Here is a 14895-nt window from a genome sequence, read left to right as displayed (position 1 = left end):
AATAAAACCTCCTATAGATAGATGACAAAATGGCTCCGCGGCTCCCGGCTGAAGTCGATGAAAGGATGCCCGATCAGACCGTCCAACCAAGGAAGTCCGTATTTCAGCGCATATTGGAAGACATTGTAGACGCGCTCTTGGGGTTTGCCGCCCGGGGCAACGGAAAGACGGACGCGCTCCCACTGCCGAAGCGCCGCTTCATGTTGAGATTTGTGCGCCTCCAGAGAGCGGGATTCCAGGAAATCGATTTGTTCCAATATTTTACCCATATTCGTCTCGCCCAACTTTCGTAGGCCCGGGTTGATTTCGCTGACGGTTTCAACGAGGGGGGCGTACAATTGCCGGAACGCTTCTTTCGTCTGCGCAAACCGCGCTTCGAGACCGAGCTCATCCTGCTCTCTAAGCCAATCGTCACGGCGTTGTTCAAGCCGTTCCACAGCATCTTCAAACGTTAAGCCGAACTTGTCCATTTGTTTCTGTACCGTTCCTTCGAGCAGCGTAAACTCAAGGCGCGGAACGATGACCGGAGTACGCATCCCGAACGCGTGAAATGACTCTTTCAACACGCCCCAATAAGCAATTTCGCTTGGGCCCAGCACGGTCGCCAACGTCGGCAGCAAATACTCCTGCATCAGCGGACGGGTAAGCGCATTGTTGCTTAAGCTCGAAGGCTCATTTTCGGCGAGTCGGATAAGCTCCTGCATCGTAAGAGAAACCGTCGATTTGCGATCCGAGACCCGGTCTCCGTCTTTAAACAGCAGCTTCCGCTCTCCATCGTGAAACATGAACAGCTGAAGCCCGTCCTTCGCCGCTTCCGCTTGGAGGGCGTACCCGCTTTCCGTGACGGAAAGCTGCCCCGTTTGTATGGCGCTGTTCAAAACCTCGTTGTGCCGGATGAGCTCTTGGAACATCGGCGCCTCGATTTCGCGCAAACGGTCGTCGTCGGAATCGAGGAGCACGAGTCCGTATTTGCCGAACAGCATGGACATCGTCTTGGCGAATGCGTCGACAAGCGTCCCGGACTTCCCCGCGATGTCCTGCAGTTGTTTAATCAGGTGCGGCTTAAACTCCGTATCGGGCAATGCCGACTCCAGCGCTGCCATTGCATCGGCCCACTCTTGGCCGCCGACCGGCGTACGGCTCACGGACGTGCGCTTTCCGATGAGATCCGTATCTGTCTTCCCGATCAAAAGTTTACTTACGGCGAGTTGAGAGGTCAGTACATATGTATGATTCACTTCATCCCAGTCGTGATCTTCTCCGGCGATCCAAAACACCGGAACGACCGTCCGCCCGAGCGACTCTTGGGCTGCCTTCGCGGTTTGTATGAGAGTCAACGCTTTGTAAATTACGAGCATCGGACCGGTAAACAATCCGGCTTGCTGTCCGCCGGCAACCGCCAGCGTCTCCGGATCCCGAAGACGTTCGATTGAACGGATCGCTTCGGGTATATCGTTGTGCTTCCGGTTGAAAGCAAGAAGCACGTCAGCAATGGCATCCCGGGTCGCTTGCGGTCTGTCCGCCCGATCAAGCCAATCCGCCCGATCTTTCCAAACATGAGCGTTGCCGTACGGATGACCGTAGTCGAAACGGCCGGCGGCGCTTGCGGAATTTCGTGTAAAATCGCGCGCAAACGGCGGTTGTTTCATCTTTTCATATATTTCATAACGCATGACATCGACTCCCCCTGATCCATTCGTTCTCATTGTACCCCCGGCGTGCGCATCCGTCAAAGACGGCAGAGAGCGGCCCTCGCGGACCGCTCCTTATTAAAACAACATTATTATGCGTAGTGGCAAGCCGTCCAGTGGCCCGGTTTCAACTCCACGAATGCAGGCTCTTCTTTCGCGCACTTCTCCGTTGCAAGAGGGCAGCGCGTACGGAAATGGCAGCCGCTCGGCGGGTTGATCGGGCTCGGAATGTCGCCTTTCAACACGATGCGCTCGCGTGCAGCCTCGACTTCCGGATCCGGAATCGGAATCGCGGACAGAAGGGCGCGGGTGTACGGATGCAGCGGATTTGCGTACAGCTCTTCGCTCGTTGTAAGCTCGACCATCTTGCCCAAATACATCACCGCAACGCGGTCGCTTATATGCTTGACCATCGCCAAGTCGTGCGCGATGAACAAATACGTCAAACCGAACTGTTTCTGCAGTTTCATAAGCAGGTTCACAACTTGCGCTTGAATCGATACGTCGAGCGCCGAAATCGGTTCGTCGCAGACGATGAATTTCGGATCTACCGCTAGCGCGCGCGCGATACCGATCCGCTGGCGCTGGCCGCCCGAAAATTCGTGCGGATAGCGCGTCGCGTGGTCGGGGTTCAACCCGACAAGATCAAGCAATTCTTCGACCCGCTTCTTGCGCTGCGCGCGGCTTGGCGTCAAGCGGTGAACGTCCAGCGCCTCGCCGATAATGTCCGTCACCGTCATTCTCGGATTCAAGGACGCGTAAGGATCCTGAAAAATCATCTGCATGTCGCGGCGCAGCGCCTTCATCTTCGAACCGCTAAGGCTGTAGATGTTGGTTCCCTGGAACTTCACCTCGCCTGCTGTAGGCTCGTACAAACGAAGAATCGTTCGCCCCGCCGTCGACTTGCCGCAGCCTGACTCGCCGACCAAACCGAGCGTCTCGCCTTGTTTCAACGCAAAGCTCACATCGTTGACGGCCTTCAACCGGTTACCGCCGCCTACGTTAAAAAATTTCGTTAAATTGTTTACTTCCAACAACGTCTGACTCATCGAGAATTCTCCTTCCCAGCCGCCGCTTGCGCAGATTGAGCCATCGGGTGGAGGAGCCAGCATGCGGCTTGATGCGTCGGGCTCAATTCCGTCATAGCCGCGTCCTGCGTCTGGCATATTGACATTGCATAGTCGCAACGCGCGCAGAAACCGCAGCCTTCCGGCGGCTTAATGAGATCCGGGGGAGTGCCGATGATCGGAATCAACTCTTCGTCTTTCTTTTGGTCCAGACGCGGTACCGAACGGAGCAACCCCTTCGTGTAAGGGTGCTGAGGGTTTTTAAAGATCTCCCATTTCGTGCCGGTTTCCACCACTTTGCCTGCGTACATGACGACAACGCGATCGCACATATCGGCGACGACTCCAAGGTCGTGAGTTATCAAAATAATGGACGTTCCGAGCGTCTTCTGCAAATCTTTCATCAAGTTGAGAATTTGCGCCTGAATCGTAACGTCAAGCGCGGTCGTCGGTTCGTCCGCGATCAGAAGCGACGGGTTGCAAGCCAGAGCGATCGCGATCATCGCACGCTGCCGCATACCGCCGGAAAACTGGTGCGGATATTGCAAGAAGCGAGCTTCCGGGTTCGGAATGCCGACCAGCTTCAACATCTCGACGGCGCGCTGCTTCGCCGCTTCCTTCGTCATGTTCTGGTGCTTGATCAAACCTTCGGTTATTTGTCTTCCGACAGTCAAAGTCGGGTTGAGCGATGTCATCGGGTCTTGGAAGATCATCCCGATGTCTTTGCCGCGTACCGATTCCATTTGCCGTTCGGTTTTCTTCAACAAATCTTCGCCTTTAAAATTAATTGAGCCGCTCTTAATGATTCCCGGCGGATTCGGAATCAGCCGCATGATCGTTTGTGCCGTAACGCTCTTGCCGCAGCCGGACTCGCCGACGATGGCAACCGCCTCACCCTTCTTCACATCGAAACTGACACCTCGGACGGCCTTTACTTCGCCGCCGCGCACATTAAAGGATACGCGCAAATCTTTGACTTCCAATATCGTTTCCACAGTGACACCCACCTCCTACCGTTTCATCTTCGGATCGAATGCGTCGCGCATTCCGTCGCCCAGCACGTTAAACGCCAACATCGTCAACGAAATGAAGAACGCCGGGAACAAGATGCGCCACGGATAAATCTGCATTACTGCAAGCGCGTCGTTGATCATCGTCCCCCAGGAAGCGAACGGCACCTGGACTCCAAGACCCAAGAAGCTTAAGAAAGCCTCGGCGAATATCGCGCCAGGCACGGTCAGCGTTAACGTTACGATGATCGGACCCATTGAATTCGGGATGAGGTGGCGGAACAAGATGCGCATGCTGCCCGCGCCGAGCGAACGGGAAGCGAGCACGTACTCCTGGTTCTTCAACTGCATGATTTGGCCGCGCACAATCCAGGCCATGCTGATCCAACCGGTGATCGACAACGCGATAACGATTGTAAGCAAGCTCGGTTCAAATACGACGAGAAGCAAAATAGCGATAAGCAAATTCGGAATAGCGTACAATACTTCGGCGATTTTATTCATTGCTTCGCCTAAACGGCCGCCGATGTAACCCATGATGCCGCCGTAAATGACGCCGATGATCAAGTCGGCCAACGCCGCGTACACACCTACTTGTAGCGACACTTTCGCCCCTTCCCACGTACGGGCGAACATGTCCCGTCCGAAATCGTCGGTGCCGAACCAGTGGCCTTCCTCCATCGGTTTCAGGTTCGTCTTGAGCAAATTGTTGTCGATCGCCGAATAAGGCGTAAGGATCGGACCGATAATGGCCATAACGACTAAAAGTAGAATAATAATAAGTCCAAGCATTGCAAACCGGTTTTGTCTCAGACGGTACCAAATGTCGGCCCAAGCGGACAAGCTTTCGCGTTCGATCGCTTCCGCTTTGAACCCGTCCTTCGATATTTTCCGAAACCGATCGGGAGTGAGCGCGTTGTTGTTATGTTTCAGTTCAGCCATTCGACTACGCCTCCTTCCGGCCGGTGAGCTTAATGCGAGGATCAATGATAACATAAGCTATGTCCGTTAATAACCGGCAAATCATCAATATGACTCCATAAAATATCGTAATCCCCATAATCATCGTATAGTCGCGGTTGTTTACACTTTCGACAAAATATTGGCCGAGACCGGGAATGCCGAAAATTTTCTCGATAACGATCGAACCGGTGATTACGTTCGCCGTCAACGGTCCGAGGTACGTGACTACGGGCAGCAAAGCGTTGCGCAATGCATGCCGGGTCGTAATGACGTAGCCTCTCAAGCCTTTCGCTTTCGCCGTCTTTATATAGTCGGAAGACAAGACCTCCAGCATGGTGGAACGGGTTAAACGCGCGATAAATGCGATCGATAATGCGCATAACGCGATTGTCGGCAATACGAAATGAGCCGGTGTGGTCAATCCCGCAACCGGGAAAATGCGAAACTTGGCGGCAAAATAATACTGCAATAACGGCGCCAGCACGAAACTCGGAACGGATACGCCGATCACGGCAAGCACCATCGTGAAGCCGTCCAAAAACTTGCGATGATACAACGCGGCGATCGTACCTAATGCGACTCCGATGAAGGTGGCGGCAATTACCGCTACAACGCCGAGTTGGGCCGACAACGAGAATGACTCGCTAATGATTTGCACAACCGAACGATACTGATATTTCATAGATATCCCGAGATCAAACTGAAGCAGCTTGCCCATATAGTTCAAGTACTGTTCCCAAATCGGTTTATCAAATCCGTAATGTGCCATAATCCGCGCTTGAATGGCGGCCGGCGTCTTTTCCGACAGAAACGGGTTACCCGGGATGATTTTCATCAGCACGAATGTGGACGTCGCCAAGACGTACAAAGAAACTAAGGTGAAAAACACTTTTTGCAATATAAAACGGGCCAAGCCGGAAACACCTCACAATGCAATCTATTCAACCCTTTTATTGTAAACGGCAACGACCGGAGAAAGCTATTTTTAAATGTTGCCATCCATCCCTTTCCATTGACATGTGCAAAAGAAAGTTTTCTAGGCTTCGAATGTTTTCCTGCTTTAACACTTTAGTGCACTTAAACATTCTATAACATAAGAAAAACTTCTTCGAAGTACCTTCAAAGAAGCCAGACCGCGATTACTTGTCATAAAAACGGGGTATATATAGGGAAGCTATATATACCCCGCCATGTTAACGTCTTGCTTTTAAATTATTGCTTCTCGATGTAACCGCGAGTGTAATCCATGTTACCGGAGTAGTCCATAACAACGTCCTTCACATACGGTTTGTTCATCCAAATACGAGTGTAGTAGTACAGAGGCAAGATCGCCATGTTGTCTTGGATCAAGATCTTCTCGGCTTTTGCCATCAATTCCATCCGCTTCGCGTTGTCTTGCGTCGCGTAAGCGTCTTTAACAAGCTGATCGTATTCAGCATTGCTGAAGCCGATATCGTTGTTGCCGGAGGTGGACGTGAACATATCGATGAACGTCATCGGATCGTTGTAGTCGGCACCCCAACCTGCGCGAGCGAGCTGGTAGTTCAAGTTTGTGCGGTTTTGCAAGAATACCGCCCATTCTTGCTGCTCAATCTTGAACTCTACGCCAAATGCGGTTTTCCACATGTCGGCAAGTGCAGTAGCAATCTTCTTGTGGCCTTCGCCCGTGTTGTGCGTAATCGTGATTGGACCTTTCGTCCAACCAGATTCCTGGATGCCTTCTTCGAAGAGCTTCTTCGCTTCTTCCACATTGTATTCGAAATATTGCTTATCGTCGTGTTCTTTACGGAACTCTTCGTTCAAGCCTTGGATGCCTGCCGCAACAAAACCGTAAGCCGGCTGCTGTTCGCCGAGCGTGATTTTGTCGATCAGCAATTGACGATCTACCGCCATTGCAAGTGCTTTACGAACTTTCGCGTTGTCGAACGGTTTTGCCTTGTTGTTGAAATTGTAGTAGTACGTGGAAGCGATGCCTTTGATTTGAAGGTTGGCTTCCGGGTTGCTCTTCAATACCGGAATTTGCTCCGTCGGAATTTCGCCGTTAGGACCGCCGGCCCAATCCAACTCGCCTGTGTTGTAAAGGTTCAATTCCGTTTGAGCTTCTTCGATCATCTTCATGCGGACTTCTTGCAAGCTGACATTCGCAGCGTCGTAGTAGTCCGGGTTTTTGACAAGAACGATCTCGTCGTTGTGCTTCCATTCTTTCATCGTGAACGCACCGTTCGTTACGATGCTGGCAGCTTCCGTAGCCCATGCCGGATTAGCTTCTACAGCCTTCTGGTTAACAGGATAATAAGTAAAGAAAGAAGTAAGGCTCAGGAAGTACGGAGTCGGGTTTTCCAACTCGACTTCAAGCGTGTAGTCGCCGGTAGCTTTGACGCCGACTTGGCTTGCGTCCGTAATCTCGCCGGAGTTGTAGGCGGCTGCATTCTTAATGTAGTACAACTGATATGCGTACGGCGCAGGCGGTTCAGCCTTCGGATCGAGCGTACGCTTCCAGGAATATTCGAAGTCGCTTGCTTTAACTTCGTCGCCGTTGCTCCATTTCAAACCTTGTTTCAAGGTGAACGTCCATTTCTTTCCGTCTTCGGACGTCGTCCAAGATTCCGCAACCGCGGCTTCAGGCTCGCCGTCTGCGTTCATGCGAGTCAAACCTTCATAAAGACCGACCATTACCGTAAAGGAAGTTTGGTCTTGAGCTTGCTGTGGATCCAAAGAAGGCGGTTCCGTAGAAATGTTCATGCGGAATACTTGCTCATCCGCTTTCTCGCCGGAACCTTCCGTTGCTTGCTCGCTATCCGAACCTTCGGACGGTGTCGTGCTTTCTGCCGGTTCTTTAGTCTCGCCGGCGTTGTTCGTGCCGCATGCAGCCAACACGGTGCCCATCATCAATACGATGGCCAACAAAGTAAGCATGCTGCGCTTGATCCCCTTAGACATCTGGAAGATCCTCCTCAAAAAATAATAGTATTTCTACCTCGCACCCTAATATACAACCAGCGGTCAAAAAGGTCAATAAAAAATTTGGGAAAATGTAAAGTATGGTAACACACTTCTCACATGACCCTTACATAACGAAAAATTCATTCTTGCTATTTTCCCGAAAACATTGGTCGGCAAGCGCTTTCATTATTGTGATTAAATCTTCCATGTTTCTTACACGAGTTACGAATTTCTCTTGTCCTGGGAATGCAGCACTTTGTCCATCGCCGCGCTCAGTTCCCGGTACACATCGCTTTCCACTTGCGCGCGCAGCTGGGTTTTGGCAATCACTTCTCCCCGTTCGGTCGCAACGTACTTCGGCGGCAAGCGATTGAGCGCAATGGCCATCATATCGTCCAGCAATTTGGGCTGCACCTTCGTAAGGAGCGGTTGGGAAGCGGTCAACTCTTTCAGGCAATTTCTAACGATATCCTCCATCAAATTATGTACCGCCATCGGAAACCCTCCATGAATTATAACAAAATTTGAGTGAGATAAACGAGAGAAAGCATAACATATGCGGTACTTAATCCCAAAAAACCCATCCTCCACACGACCCGGAATATTCTCTTCGCATCAATACGCCCCTTCTTCCGGTGCTGCATATTGCCAAGAAGTCCGAAGCCCGCGAGAAATAGAAGCAGAAGCAGGTAAATGCCAAAAGTCGAGTTGAACACCTCATTGTACAAGACAGTTACGGAACCGACCAATAATGCCGTCGATACATCCATCGATCTCGCTACCGCCAATTTCTTATCCTTCTTAATCAAATAAACGGCAAACCAAACCAGGACGAATGAGATGAAGGGCATAACGGACAAGGCAGCGTAAATGTAAGCGAAACCTTCTTTTAACAGTTGCACGGCGAGGTCCCTACTTTCCGCATATAGACAATAACCATCGCTGTTTGACATAGAAGCTCCATTACCATTATACCATGCAACCTTTTAACGCAAAAGATCCCTTACCTGTCCTATATTGGAACGGCTTGGGATCTATGCGCGAGATTGAAAAGCTTGCGTGAAGCCTTTCCTATTCAATTCTTTCCAAATTGCCGTTTGCATCCATCTTGAACCGCGATTTCGGTTCTTCTTCTTCTTCCAGTAGAAATGCCATCTTTCTGGCGCGGTCCATAATTTGTATCAATGCTTTGTAGTCGTCGTTTACAATCCTGTAATCGGACTGGACGCTGTTTACTTCATGCGACAATCTCTCATTTTGCTCCCGAAGCCTCGAAATTTCCTCGTCTTTTTCACGCATTTCTCTTTCCATTGTCTTGAGCTGTCTTGTGATTTCCGTGTGGGTTCCTTTCCATTGACGCAAAAACCGGATGATCGCGTCGAAGGAAAGAGAATCTTCCGTAGCGCTTTCCCATTTCGCCCCGCCATCGATTTCCAGCGTGGCGACGGACGATGCGGTAGCCATGTCGTTTGCGGAAACGGACTGCTTTTTTACTTGATTGCGCTTTTGCCTCTGCGCTTTCGCGATCTGAATGGCCGCATCGTATTTTTTGCGAACGCTCGAGTTCCACCGGAACCCGCAAGCCGCTGCGGTTCTGCCGATACGCTCCCCTACCTCTTCGAAAGCCGATAACTGCGTGCTCCCTTCGCGAATATGACGAAGCGTGACTTCCGCCAAAATCAGATCGTCTTCCGCACTCCATGCATCTTGTCGTACTGCCGACATGCTTTTATTCCTCCTAACCAAGATTTCGGTATAGATCCACAATTTATCTCTATGCCCATGGTAGAGTTCATAGAATCTATTTCATACTATTCGGTATGTCCAAAAGTACGGCGGAACATACATGAGACGCTATTCACCGCGAAACTTATATTTTCATTCGTAATAACAAACCATATCGGCATGTACGAAAGTTCCCGAATCTGTCACTGTTCCATCGTTTACACCGTTGGCCTTAACGGATATAATGTCATGTAGGTACGCAAACACGAAGGCGAGATTGCGATGTAGAGAGGGGGAAGCATCATGCCGCGCATGTTCCGGGTTCTCGGTTTTTGGACCCTCGTCATCGGCTTGATGGCTTTGGCAGGAGATATGACTCAGATGGCGTTGCTGTTCTTTTTCCAAACAGCCGCTTTCGTCATCTTGGGGTATATGAATTTGTCCGAACGGACCTACATACTCCTGTTCTGGGGGTATATGATCTTATCGTTCACCGGTTTTACGTATTGGTCGTTCTTCAGAATGGAGACTTTTTAAAGCGTCAGAAACAAGAGCCGTCCGAATCCGGGCGGCTCTTTTTATTTCGCAAAGAAAAAGCCGCACAACAGCGGACGGCTCCGCTCTGTGCAGCTCTTCTTCGTTATGTATTTACATCGTCCCGCTTCGAGGTACAGGCTCCGCCTTTACTTTCTCAAGTTTATAGCCGATGCCCCATACCGTCTTGATCGTAAAGATGTGGTTATACTCGCTCAGCTTCTTGCGAATACGATTCAAGTGCGTGTCGATCATCCGGTCGTCGCCGAGCGATTCATAGCTCCAAACGATTCGCAGCAATTCATTGCGGCTCACAATGTGTGTCTGCCTCGAAACAAGCATCCAAAGTATTGCGAACTCCTTGCGGGTCAAGGGCACTTCTTCCCCTCCGACGAACGTCCTGTGGGTGCGTTGATTCATGGTCAGCGGACCGAAATGGAGCGTAGTCGCTTCAGCTTCCGGCTGAGAGGAGGGTACGCATCGGCGAAGCCAAGCTGCCGCCTTTAGGGCGATTTCCCTCGTGCCGATGTCACATCCCACGACCTCGTCCGCTCCCGCATCGTAGCATGCGACCCGTTCTTCTTCGGAGCCCGGCGATAGCATGATGATGACCGATTGCGAGGAAGCGCGAATTTGTTCGCATAGCTCGGCACCGGATAATTTGGGAGCCATGCTGCTCGCGACAATGACGTCCGGCTTGAATTGGAGAGTCTTTACGAGCCCGGAAATTCCATCCTCACAGCGCTCGACGATACCTAACCGTTGGAATTGCGATTCCAAAGCCGACCCTCGGTCGGGTTGTTCATCAATGATCAGCAGCTTCCTATCCATGAAAAACTCACCCTAAGGTCCCACATATTTAGTACTTTATATTCGCGGACTGGACACAATTTCCTCTTCGATTCAACCGCATGTTAAAAAATTTTTATTTTACCAAAGATGCCGTCAATTCAACGGGAAATGACAAGCGACACGATGCCCGTCAGCATCCACAGTAAGAGCGGGTTCCGTCTCTTTGCATTTCGGTTGAACGAAAGGACAACGCGTATGAAAGCGGCATCCCGACGGCGGAGTAATCGGGCTCGGCACGTCGCCGTGCAGAACGATCTTCTCTTGATTTCGCAGCCGCGGATTTGCGATCGGATTCGCAGAGATGAGCGCTTTCGTGTATGGATGCTTGGGACGCTCGAACAATTCGTCCGTATCCGCGAGCTCGACAAGCTTGCCGAGATACATAACGCCTACGCGGTTGCTGATGTGGCGCACAACGTTTAACCCATGGGATACGAACAAATAGGTCAATCCGAACCGCTGCTGCAGCTCTTCAAGCAGGTTCACCACTTGGGATTGGATCGAGACGTCCAAAGCCGACACCGGCTCGTCAAGCACGATCAGCTTCGGATGTAAGGCAAGCGCTCTGGCGATCCCGATGCGCTGCCGTTGTCCGCCGCTGAATTCATGCGGATAACGTCTGATATGGTACGGGCTTAACCCTACCAGCTCCAGAAGCTGCTGCACTTTCTCTTCCCGTTCTTTCCTGTTTCCCATGCCGTGAATTTTCAAAACCCTTTCGATCGATTCGCCGACGCTTAACCGGGGATTCAACGAAGAGAACGGATCCTGGAAAATAAATTGCATGTCCCTGCGCAGATGGCGCATATCTTTGTCGTTGAGCTGAAAAATATTTCGGCCTTCAAATTCGACGGTTCCTTCCGAAGCGGAGAGCAGCCGCACCATCGTCTTGCCGATCGTTGACTTGCCGCAGCCGCTTTCTCCCACGAGACCGAGCGTTTCGCCTTTATATAATTCGAAAGAAACGTCGTCTACCGCTTTCACATGCGCCTTGACTCTGCCGAACAGTCCGCCGCGAATCGGAAAATATTTTTTTACTCGATCTACTTTTAACAGCGTTTCCCGGCTTGACATGGCTATCGGTCCTCCCAACGGTCCGTGTATTTCCAGCAGCGTACCAGCTCATCGTCGTTCATTCTCGTAATATCCGGCATCGCGCTCCGGCACAGATCGTTCGCGTATTCGCACCTCGGCGCGAAGCGGCATCCCGGCGGGAGATTGAGCGGATTCGGAACGACGCCTTCGATCGCATACAGCTTGCCCGTTCGCTTCTCATGGCTGGGCATTGATCGAAGCAGCCCTTCCGTATAAGGATGTTTCGGATTTTCGAATATCGTATACACGTCCCCCTGCTCGACGACTTGACCGGAATACATGACGATTACACGGTCGGCCATTTCCGCCACTACCCCCAGGTCGTGCGTAATCAAGACAATGGAAGTGTTTGTTGTCTCTTTTAATTGTTTCATCAATTGCAAAATTTGGTTTTGAATCGTTACGTCCAGCGCCGTGGTCGGTTCGTCCGCAATGAGCAATTCCGGCTTGCAGGCAAGCGCCATCGCAATCATCACACGCTGCCTCATTCCCCCGGACAGTTCGTGAGGGTATTGTTTCACCCGCCGCTCGGGTTCGGGAATACCGACTAATTTCAACAGCTCGACCGCTTCGGCTAAAGCTTGCTGATTGTTCATGTTCTGATGCAGGATCAGCGTTTCGGCAATTTGGTCTCCAACGCGGAAAACCGGATTTAACGAAGTCATCGGCTCTTGGAATATCATCGATATTTTATTGCCGCGTATATGTCGCATCTCGGCTTCCGACTTCTTAAGCAGGCTTTCGCCTTTAAACGTGATGTCGCCTTCCGCGATTTTGCCGGGAGGGGTTGGAATCAACCGCATCAAGGATAGCGACGTAACGCTCTTGCCGCTTCCCGATTCACCGACTATGGCCAGCGTTTCGCCTTCGCGCACTTCAAAATCCACGCCGTCAATCGCGGGCACCACGCCGTCTTCCGTATAAAAATACGTTTTTAAATTTGTAACTTGAACCAACGTCGCCCGTTTCGTTTCAATCGCTGCCATTGGCTTGTCCTCCTCGAAGCTATAACGTAAACATTGCTTTCTTCAGCATTACTTATCTTTCATTTTCGGATCGAGCGCGTCGCGCAAGCCGTCTCCGATAAAGTTGACGGAGAGCACGGCAATCATAATGCATAGACCCGGAAATACGGCCGTCCAAGGGTACATTGTCAACGTAACCAGCTCTTGGGCTGCAGACAGCATATTTCCCCAGCTTGGCGTTGGCGGTTGAATACCGAGACCCAAGAAGCTTAACGTCGCTTCGTACAGGATGTTACCGGCGACGTCCAATGTCGCGATGACTATAATCGGAGCGATGGCGTTAGGCAAAATGTGATAAAAAATGATGCTGGGCTTCGACTCGCCTGTTGCAAGCGCCGCGGCGGCGTAATCCCGTTGGCGCAAAGACAATATTTCGCTTCGCACGATCCGCGACATGCTCATCCATCCGAGCAGACTGATCGCCAGGATCGTTGACCACATGGAAGGAGTCATGATAGCGGCGATAATAAGAAGCAAGAAGAAAGAAGGAATCGATTGCAAAGCGTCGACGATCCGCATCATGATTGTATCTACGATGCCTCCGAAATAACCGGAAATCGCCCCGTATACGACTCCTATGGCAACCGTAATGACCATGGCGATGACCGCGACGGTTAAGGAAACTCTGGCGCCGTACAGCGAACGAATAAATACGTCCCCGCCGAGCGAATCCGTTCCGAAAGGATGTTCCCAGCTTGGAGGCAAATCCGCTGCCATCAAATCAAAGTTTTCAGGATTGTATTCGGAAAATAACGGTGCGCAAATAGCCAGAATTACATAGATTGCAATGACGATCAATCCGAGGACGGCCAGCTTGTTTTTGCGGTATCTTTTCCATATCGCCGCGCTGCGGCTCTCGATTTTGCCCTGCATCGACCAGTCGTTCTGCACTTGAGCTCCGGTTGCGGGGGTTGCAGCAGGATTCGGGATGCTCACTATTTTCACCTCACTAATTTTTGCCGTATTGGATGCGCGGGTCGACGACGGCATACAGCACGTCCGCAAGCAAGTTGCCAAGAACGACAAGTACGGAACCTACCATGGTAATTCCCATAATGACCTGATAATCGCGAATGAATATGGCGCCGACGGCAAGTCTCCCCATGCCCGGCCATGCGAAGATTTGCTCGATAATGAGCGCGCCTCCGAGCAAATGCGGCAGCTGCAAGCCGATCAGCGTGATGATTGGCAGAAGCGCATTGCGAAGCGCGTGCTTCAAAACAACTTTGTTGTCGGACAATCCTTTGGCTCTTGCGGTGCGGATAAAATCCTGATTGATGACATCGAGCATGCTGGAACGCATGAAACGCGACAAAGATGCTATGAGACCGAAAGCCAACACGGTAGCCGGCAGCACAAGATGGTAGGCAATATCGGCAAAGTCGAAACCCGAAGTATCGTCGCCGCGCATCCCGCTAACCGGAAAGATCGGCCACGTAATGGAGAAAACAAGAATGGCCATTAATGCCAAGAAGAACGAAGGGATCGAGACCCCCAGGAACGACAAAACGGTGAAAGTGTTATCCAATGCGGAATATTTTCGCACCGCCGAGTACACGCCTATAGGTATGGCGATGAGGAACGATAATGTAATCGCGGTGCCCATCAATATTAATGTCGCGGGTATGCGCTCCACAATTTTCGTCAGCACCGGACGACCGTCTTGAAACGAGTAACCCATATCGCCTTCCAATACGATCAGTTTCAACCATTTCAAATATTGGACGTAAATAGGTTCGTTCAATCCGAGCTTATCGCGAACGTTTTCTAAACTCTCCGCATTATTTTCCCCTTCCGGATTTTGAAACATGGCGGTCGGGTCGCCGGGAGCGAGCGTCATGAGCAGGAACGTTATGATGGATATGATAAACAGAAGAGGTATCGTCTGCAGCGTTCGGCGCACGATAAATACAAACAAAGCTGAACCCCTCATTTCAGGCAAAATAAGAAAAACTTTTTCGAAGTACATTCAGGAAGCGAGACCGCGATT

Annotated in this window: 15 protein-coding genes; 1 reads left to right on the top strand and 14 read right to left on the bottom strand. The window is 51.1% G+C overall.

Annotated features, from left to right (window positions below):
- Positions 1 to 11 precede the first annotated feature (11 nt).
- The 9 genes from bshC to JET16_RS19155 form a co-directional block, all read right to left on the bottom strand.
- The gene (bshC, locus tag JET16_RS19195) at positions 12 to 1673 is read right to left on the bottom strand and encodes a bacillithiol biosynthesis cysteine-adding enzyme BshC (protein WP_199618942.1); all 1662 of its coding nucleotides are present in this window, start codon (positions 1671 to 1673) and stop codon (positions 12 to 14) included.
- A gap of 110 nt (positions 1674 to 1783) precedes the next feature.
- Positions 1784 to 2740, bottom strand: a complete 957-nt coding sequence (locus JET16_RS19190; RefSeq protein WP_199618933.1) for an ABC transporter ATP-binding protein — start codon at positions 2738 to 2740, stop codon at positions 1784 to 1786.
- Positions 2737 to 3753 (bottom strand): ABC transporter ATP-binding protein, encoded by a 1017-nt coding sequence (locus JET16_RS19185; protein ID WP_199618928.1) that lies wholly within the window; start codon positions 3751 to 3753, stop codon positions 2737 to 2739. Before JET16_RS19185 ends, JET16_RS19190 begins: the two co-directional genes overlap by 4 nt.
- 15 nt (positions 3754 to 3768) lie before the next feature.
- Complete coding sequence (locus JET16_RS19180; protein WP_199618925.1) at positions 3769 to 4710, bottom strand: ABC transporter permease; 942 nt, start codon at positions 4708 to 4710, stop codon at positions 3769 to 3771.
- Positions 4711 to 4714: 4 nt separating this feature from the next.
- The gene (locus JET16_RS19175) at positions 4715 to 5644 is read right to left on the bottom strand and encodes an ABC transporter permease (protein WP_199618922.1); all 930 of its coding nucleotides are present in this window, start codon (positions 5642 to 5644) and stop codon (positions 4715 to 4717) included.
- A 299-nt stretch (positions 5645 to 5943) separates the two neighbouring features.
- Positions 5944 to 7671: a peptide ABC transporter substrate-binding protein gene (locus JET16_RS19170; protein WP_199618919.1), complete on the bottom strand. Its 1728-nt coding sequence runs from the start codon at positions 7669 to 7671 to the stop codon at positions 5944 to 5946.
- A 225-nt stretch (positions 7672 to 7896) separates the two neighbouring features.
- Positions 7897 to 8169 carry a late competence development ComFB family protein gene (locus tag JET16_RS19165; RefSeq protein WP_199618916.1) on the bottom strand — a complete coding sequence of 91 codons (273 nt, stop codon included), beginning with the start codon at positions 8167 to 8169 and terminating at the stop codon, positions 7897 to 7899.
- A gap of 17 nt (positions 8170 to 8186) precedes the next feature.
- A complete protein-coding gene (locus JET16_RS19160; RefSeq protein WP_325176727.1) occupies positions 8187 to 8576 on the bottom strand; it encodes a DUF3397 domain-containing protein in 390 nt (129 codons plus the stop codon).
- A gap of 169 nt (positions 8577 to 8745) precedes the next feature.
- On the bottom strand, positions 8746 to 9399 hold the full coding sequence (locus tag JET16_RS19155) for an RsfA family transcriptional regulator (protein ID WP_199618913.1): 654 nt from the start codon (positions 9397 to 9399) through the stop codon (positions 8746 to 8748).
- Positions 9400 to 9702: 303 nt separating this feature from the next.
- Here JET16_RS19155 and JET16_RS19150 point away from each other — a divergent pair, with 303 nt between their 5' ends.
- Entirely contained in the window at positions 9703 to 9936 is a 234-nt protein-coding gene (locus JET16_RS19150; RefSeq protein WP_199618911.1) for a DUF2626 domain-containing protein, read from the top strand.
- 111 nt (positions 9937 to 10047) lie between these two features.
- Here the strand turns inward: JET16_RS19150 and JET16_RS19145 are convergent, their stop codons facing one another.
- From JET16_RS19145 to JET16_RS19125, 5 genes are all read right to left on the bottom strand, one after another.
- Positions 10048 to 10764, bottom strand: coding sequence for a response regulator transcription factor (locus tag JET16_RS19145; protein WP_199618910.1), 717 nt, complete (start codon positions 10762 to 10764; stop codon positions 10048 to 10050).
- Positions 10765 to 10878: 114 nt separating this feature from the next.
- A complete protein-coding gene (locus tag JET16_RS19140) occupies positions 10879 to 11859 on the bottom strand; it encodes an ABC transporter ATP-binding protein (RefSeq protein ID WP_199618909.1) in 981 nt (326 codons plus the stop codon).
- A 2-nt stretch (positions 11860 to 11861) separates the two neighbouring features.
- On the bottom strand, positions 11862 to 12866 hold the full coding sequence (locus JET16_RS19135; protein WP_199618899.1) for an ABC transporter ATP-binding protein: 1005 nt from the start codon (positions 12864 to 12866) through the stop codon (positions 11862 to 11864).
- Positions 12867 to 12914: 48 nt separating this feature from the next.
- Positions 12915 to 13841 carry an oligopeptide ABC transporter permease gene (gene opp4C, locus JET16_RS19130; RefSeq protein WP_199618897.1) on the bottom strand — a complete coding sequence of 309 codons (927 nt, stop codon included), beginning with the start codon at positions 13839 to 13841 and terminating at the stop codon, positions 12915 to 12917.
- A 13-nt stretch (positions 13842 to 13854) separates the two neighbouring features.
- Entirely contained in the window at positions 13855 to 14823 is a 969-nt protein-coding gene (locus tag JET16_RS19125; RefSeq protein WP_199618895.1) for an ABC transporter permease, read from the bottom strand.
- Positions 14824 to 14895 lie beyond the last annotated feature (72 nt).

The organism is Paenibacillus alkalitolerans (genome assembly GCF_016482785.1).
Taxonomy (GTDB): domain Bacteria; phylum Bacillota; class Bacilli; order Paenibacillales; family YIM-B00363; genus Paenibacillus_AE; species Paenibacillus_AE alkalitolerans.
Note: the sequence above shows the minus strand (reverse complement) of the source record. Positions and strands in the feature narration are given on the sequence as shown.

Excerpts from the sequence above, each read along its gene's own strand:
- bshC (WP_199618942.1), bottom strand. The coding sequence starts at position 1,673 with ATGCGTTATGAAATATATGAAAAGATGAAACAACCGCCGTTTGCGCGC.
- JET16_RS19190 (WP_199618933.1), bottom strand. The coding sequence starts at position 2,740 with ATGAGTCAGACGTTGTTGGAAGTAAACAATTTAACGAAATTTTTTAAC.
- JET16_RS19180 (WP_199618925.1), bottom strand. The coding sequence starts at position 4,710 with ATGGCTGAACTGAAACATAACAACAACGCGCTCACTCCCGATCGGTTT.
- JET16_RS19170 (WP_199618919.1), bottom strand. The coding sequence starts at position 7,671 with ATGTCTAAGGGGATCAAGCGCAGCATGCTTACTTTGTTGGCCATCGTA.
- JET16_RS19165 (WP_199618916.1), bottom strand. The coding sequence starts at position 8,169 with ATGGCGGTACATAATTTGATGGAGGATATCGTTAGAAATTGCCTGAAA.
- JET16_RS19155 (WP_199618913.1), bottom strand. The coding sequence starts at position 9,399 with ATGTCGGCAGTACGACAAGATGCATGGAGTGCGGAAGACGATCTGATT.
- JET16_RS19150 (WP_199618911.1), top strand. The coding sequence starts at position 9,703 with ATGCCGCGCATGTTCCGGGTTCTCGGTTTTTGGACCCTCGTCATCGGC.
- JET16_RS19145 (WP_199618910.1), bottom strand. The coding sequence starts at position 10,764 with ATGGATAGGAAGCTGCTGATCATTGATGAACAACCCGACCGAGGGTCG.
- JET16_RS19140 (WP_199618909.1), bottom strand. The coding sequence starts at position 11,859 with ATGTCAAGCCGGGAAACGCTGTTAAAAGTAGATCGAGTAAAAAAATAT.
- JET16_RS19135 (WP_199618899.1), bottom strand. The coding sequence starts at position 12,866 with ATGGCAGCGATTGAAACGAAACGGGCGACGTTGGTTCAAGTTACAAAT.